This window comes from Candidatus Desulfolinea nitratireducens, assembly GCF_982879505.1.
Map to the genome: position 1 here is coordinate 1 of NZ_CEYOSI010000161.1, position 5,658 is coordinate 5,658.

3 protein-coding genes and 2 riboswitches are annotated in these 5,658 nt (G+C 48.1%); of the genes, 2 read left to right on the forward strand and 1 reads right to left on the reverse strand.

Features of this window, described 5'->3' with window-relative positions:
• Positions 1 to 1,124, forward strand: a 1,124-nt coding sequence (locus AC3DOM_RS13030; protein ID WP_487919484.1) for a hypothetical protein, incomplete at its 5' end; no start/stop codon positions are given.
• A gap of 284 nt (positions 1,125 to 1,408) precedes the next feature.
• Positions 1,409 to 1,495, forward strand: a riboswitch (cyclic di-GMP riboswitch).
• Between the two features lie 114 nt (positions 1,496 to 1,609).
• Positions 1,610 to 1,696: riboswitch (cyclic di-GMP riboswitch) on the forward strand.
• Positions 1,697 to 1,814: 118 nt separating this feature from the next.
• Positions 1,815 to 3,323 carry a LysM peptidoglycan-binding domain-containing protein gene (locus AC3DOM_RS13035; protein WP_487919485.1) on the forward strand — a complete coding sequence of 503 codons (1,509 nt, stop codon included), beginning with the start codon at positions 1,815 to 1,817 and terminating at the stop codon, positions 3,321 to 3,323.
• A gap of 462 nt (positions 3,324 to 3,785) precedes the next feature.
• Here the strand turns inward: AC3DOM_RS13035 and AC3DOM_RS13040 are convergent.
• On the reverse strand, positions 3,786 to 5,658 hold a 1,873-nt coding region (locus AC3DOM_RS13040), incomplete at its 5' end, for a sortase (RefSeq protein ID WP_487919486.1).

Sequence of the window (5,658 nt, forward strand, 5' to 3'; positions counted from 1 at the left end):
AAATCGATCTAAATAACAAAAGGCAGGTTCAGGATTTTTTGGATCTGCCCTTTCATATCTATCGCGATAATACCCAGTGGGTTCCGCCATTGGCCGGGGATGCCCGTCTCGTCCTTGACCAAAACCGGTTCCCGTTTTATGAACATTCGGAGGCGGCCTTCTTTATCGCCCGTCAAAACGGAACTCCGCTCGGGCGGATCTGCGTGATGGATAACCGCCGCTACAACGATTTTCGGGGTGAGAAAACTGCCTTCTTCTATCTCTTTGAAACGGTGGATGATGAGGCTGTATCCACTGCCCTTTTCGCGGCAGCAAGCCAATGGTCACGCGCGCGCGGCCTGAATAAGATTCTCGGTCCACATGGCTTTACACCCATGGACGGGAATGGTCTGCTCGCGAAGGGATTCGAGCATCGCCCTGCTTTTGGACAGCCCTATAACCCCGAATATTATCTTCAATTGGTCGAGCGGGAAGGCTTCAGCATGAATCGGGAAACCTATTCTGGCTATATCGATTCCCAGATAGTTTTCCCTGAACGTATTCATGAGCTATCTGCGCGCGTTCAAAAACGACGAGGCCTGCACGTTGCCCGCTACCGCACCCGCAAGGAATTACGTGCCTTACTGCCTCATCTGAAGGATTTATATAATGGCTCTCTCGGCGATGCCGGGACGAATGTTCCGGTCACGGATGAAGAGGTCGAATCCTTGGGTGAGCAATTGCTCTGGATTGCCGACCCGAGATTGATCAAGGTCGTCATGAAAGAGGATGATCCTGTTGGCTTTGTTTTATCCTACCCCGATATATCGGCAGCCATTCAAAAGGTACGCGGCAAGTTGCTTCCTTTTGGCTGGATTACTGCGCTGCTCGAACGCAAGAGCACCGACTGGCTCAACTTCAATGGGGCAGGCTTGCTTGAGAAATATCGGGGTCTGGGCGGTACGGCCATTCTCTTTAGTGAAATTTACAAATCCGCTACCGAAAGCGGTCAGTTCAAGCATGCCGAGATCGTGCAGATCCGCACCGAGAATGAGAATATGCTGCGTGAGATGCGCAATTTCGGGATTGATTTTTATAAAACGCATCGCTTATATGGAAAAGAATTGCAGGGGGAGTTTTCTTGAGCCCAACATCTATCGGTTGAAGTTAAAACTTCGGGTGGCTGGCACCCTGGCGAGAATTACGGTAGTAGTTAGGGCTCCGCTTGGCACACTTTAGCGTTAGCCCTTCAGCGCGACTAAAATCGCCACTACGAGATATGATGAGTTTTAACACTTCGTAAGCTTGTTTTATTGCTCCAGGACCGGATATTTTGTCTGGTGTTTGTAAGGTTCTTTGTGTATAAATTGAGTATACTGTTATCAGATTTCTTTTTATCAAGGAGCGCATTTTAGAAAAAAGTTATTGACATCGATAATGGCAAACCTGTTGAAAGGCAGGGACGCAAAGCTATGGGTCTAAATCCTTCTCCGGATATGATCGCCAAGCCGCCGAAAGTCTTTTACAATTTATACGTTCTGCTATTGTATAGCTGACCGGCAGGCTTGGGATCACGTCCCTGGCCTGTTTTTTATTTTACTAACCAACGAGGTGTAATTAGAGAATCCGACATCGATAACGGCAAACCTGTCGAAAGGCAGGGACGCAAAGCTATGGGTCTAAATCCTTCTCCGGACATGACTGCCAAGCCGCCGAAAGTCTATCAAAGCAATATTGCCAAAGTGTTTTTCACTATTGGTTTGAGACATTCCTTCGCAAAGGCTTGGTTTATAGCTTGGATCCATGCCCGTTTTCTTTAGAAAAAGAGGAATGTCATGCTGAAATTCACCCTAATATCAACCATCTCCCTGTATCTGGCAAGTTCATTTTTCGCACCAATGCTGGGAAGTCAGAACGTTAATCATGAAAAATCTCTTGCCAAAGAAGAAGGGGCCTTCGGCAATATAGAATTGTCATCATCTCCCCAAAACAATCTGTTTCGACGAGCGTTTCTGGATCGACCATTAGCTAAAAGCGGCAAAAAAACTCAATCAAGACAATATGCTTTTAATAACCCGGCAGGTTGCAATGCCGTGCGACCAAGCTCGTCTCGCGAAGAAATGCTGGCAAAGGTTCAAGAAGAGCTGGGGGCTACCCTTAACCTGGAAGAAAAGCGCATCACTTATATCTGGAATGGGCGCATGGGTTTGCTGATCGAAACGGCTGATGATCCGTTCGTATACGAATTTGGGATCAATGAATACCAACCCCCATTTTCCTATAAGGGTGACCAGACCGTTGCGATCTTCCTGCAAAATGGATTTGCTGTTTGGCTCCGCTCCTACGGCGGTATATTTCGACTACTTGCCATTCCCATGATCCCAGGAGTAGAGGACAGCATTTGGGGTGATTATCTCAGTGCCTATTGGCAAAAAGATGGCCTTCCTGGTGACGATACAATCGTGTCCGTTTCAAAAAAATTACCCTGCCACTGGATGATCGATGAAGGATATGTAAGTAATGAAACCCTCGTGGATATCTTTGACCTTGACTGGCAGATGCCTGATTATTTGGAGGCTGGTAGAAAATATTTGGCAGGTGATTGCCTGGAAGCAAATCGAGTCTCACAAGAAGAGATTGGTTGGTGGGATGCTGCATCCATGTGCGGACCGCTGACCTGGCAGATCAATTACGATGCGAATAGTTTCCCTTATCGGATTGGCAGTTACGATGCAGATGCCAGGCTATTTATCAACGCCAACCCGCGATATTGGTATGGCCGCCCATGGAACGGATTTGATCCGGAAACTTTTGATCTGGTTGTGGAAACAGATGAGAAAATGGCCGGGTACGATTTTGAAAATAAAGGAAATCTTTTTACGGGCGATATTCTCTTCTCTTATGCTACCTCAGGTCAATGGTCGAAAGCTGATGGGCGATTTTCCCATATTTTTATGGTGGTGGGAATTGGCAATAATAATGAACGCTTATCAATTACCAATATGATCCAAAATCAGGATGGCATCAATGACTGTTTTATTCGTGAGATCACTTTATACACCCCCGGTGATCTGGAAAGTGGTGTGATCAATTATGAGTGGGATAATCATGGTTATGGTTTCACTGGCCGACACGGCTTTGACGTTTTCCGCTGGAAATGGATCACCTATCATCATGATGGGATCTCGAGAGAATATACTGTCCGCTGGGGTGAGACCCTTGAAACGATTGCCTTTGACTGGAAAATCTCCCCCGCAAGCCTCGCCGATGCAAATCAGATTGCGCCAGACACGCCATTAGTACCAGGCCAACAGATCAATTTACCATCTCTGGCTATCGCCTAATAAGGTAGAAACTGTCTAAAAAGTCTCTGGTACAGTATGGCGTAAATAACGCCTAAGTTCCTTCGTCCGCAACGCGGAGCGCTGCTATCAGGCAATGAAAACTATTGATTTTCAGGCTTGGTGCTTATTTATGCCCAAGTGTTTTAGGTCTGCCTGCTCACCACAGATAAACACGGATGTCCATTGATTTATAGGGAATAGAATATATAGAGAGATTGCCTTCCCAATCCTTTTTATCAGTGGTTAATAATGAGTTTTCAGACTCTCTCACTGGTGCAACTGGCAGATCATAAACGGAAGCAAGCTTGAAATCCAGAAAAAAATCCGCTTCTGTCTTAGTTGAGATTTGTACTCCTGTTCGAAAAATCGTACTACGCCCAATTCTTAATCCCAGATTTCATCAAATATAAAAAAAAGCCCTCTGCATTTTTGAATGCAGAGGGCTTGCTAATTAATTAGCTGTTATTCTTTCTCAGCAAATAGACGGATCGTCTCTACTGCCACCCTATACCTGTAACTATCTTTGGGTTCGTCATAACCTGCACATGTCAGCAATGTCAGCGTAGATTGATCCTTGTGATCCAGCACCGAGGTATTGTTGGGCAGAACATAGCGGACTGCCTGGACCTGATAGACGTAACGGAAGCCATAGGCATGGATGATGATCTCATCACCCCAGCGCAAGGTCTTCAGATCGACAAAGGGGCCCGGTAAACCGTTTGGCAAATAGACATGACTGGTCAGGACGCTATTACCCGTCCAGGTGGGGAAGGCGGTTCCCTGCAGCCATCCGGCTTGCTCCCAGAGCCAATCGACATTCCAACCTTGTGCAGTTTCGGGTACGCCCACGATCGGGATTCTGACCCCAAGCGCAGGAATTTCCAATTCCATTGTCGCAGCAGGATTATTTTCTGGTGCTTTGCTACCTGAAACAGCGCTGACTCTGCCAGGGGCAAAGCCTGTTGCAGGCAGGGCGCCAGGTGAGTTGGATGAGTTGGACGAACCGCCACCCGAACCACCTCCTGATGAGTTATTAGCCTGCCACGAAGCGGATGCAGAGGCAACTGTTTGCTCGCCTGGGTCGGTCCTGTTTGAGTTGTTATTCAAATCCGCATCTATCGTGGCTATGTTTTGAACCTGGCTGACTCCATCATTGACCCTGACAGAGAAGGTGATATAGAGTTCATCATTTGCGTCAGTCTGATCTGTAGCGCCAAGATCAGGCCCCAGAGAGCCTTCCCAGATAATACGTCCACGCGGGTAGGTTGTTGTTGGCGCTTCATAATCACATAAGGTTGTTGTTGTTTCCGCGTCAGGAACCGCCTCAACAGCACTATCCGTTGTACAGGTTACACCACCAGCGACTTCATAAGTCGTTCCTACAGGGATGGGGTCGCTAACAGCGGCAACTGATGGGAAGTTATTATCATTGATCCAGATCATTGTCCATTCCAAAATCGGCAGCCCATTAGCATCGAGTGATTTGAAACCAAAGGGTGGATCAAAAATATTTGCCCCAAAGTTTACAGGAGTGGGGTCGTCATTATTTCCTGGACCATCATTATCCGGGTCGGGGTCATCACCGTCTGTAGAGTTATCTGTTGCTGGTGGACCACTCGGCGGCTCACCATAAGCAAAGGCAATATTCTCAAAGCTTATTTTATTAGGGATAACGCGTACTTCTATCCTGATTGCGCCAGAAGCCCCAACAGCCAGCGTATCTGTACCTGCCAAAAGATCGGTATCGCTACTGCCATCATAACTGCCATTGACAGTAAAGGCTGTGCTGCTTATATTCACATTTGTGAAAGTCGTCGGTGCAGGGAAAGTCGCGCTAAGGTTATCAACGACCTGCAAATTACTCAAGGCAACATTGCCATAGTTTTCGACCAGGAGGTCAAAGACTACATCGAATGTGCCCGCACTAACACGATCGGCACTTACTAAGCGTTTCGCGAGGCCGATCGCGGGCGTCTCTATCGTCACATCCGCCGTGTCGTCGTCCTCGTAGGTCGTGCCGCTGTAGTCGCCATCGACTTCCGCCGTGTTCGTGAAGTCCGCTGTCTCACCAGCGACATCACAACTGTACGTCCAGCTTTCCGTCGTTTGCAGGATATTATCGCCGTCGTCCCCACCCGTGTAGGTCGGGCCCGTGGTGCATTGAGCATCTGTCACCACGATATTCGTCAGCGAAACATCGCCAGGGTTCGTCACCGTCAAGGTGAAGCTCGCCGTACCACCTGAAACGATCGTCTGCGTCGCCGGGGTCTTTCCGATCTGGATCGCGGGCGTCTCTATCGTCACATCCGCCGTGTCGTCGTCCTCGTAGGTCGTG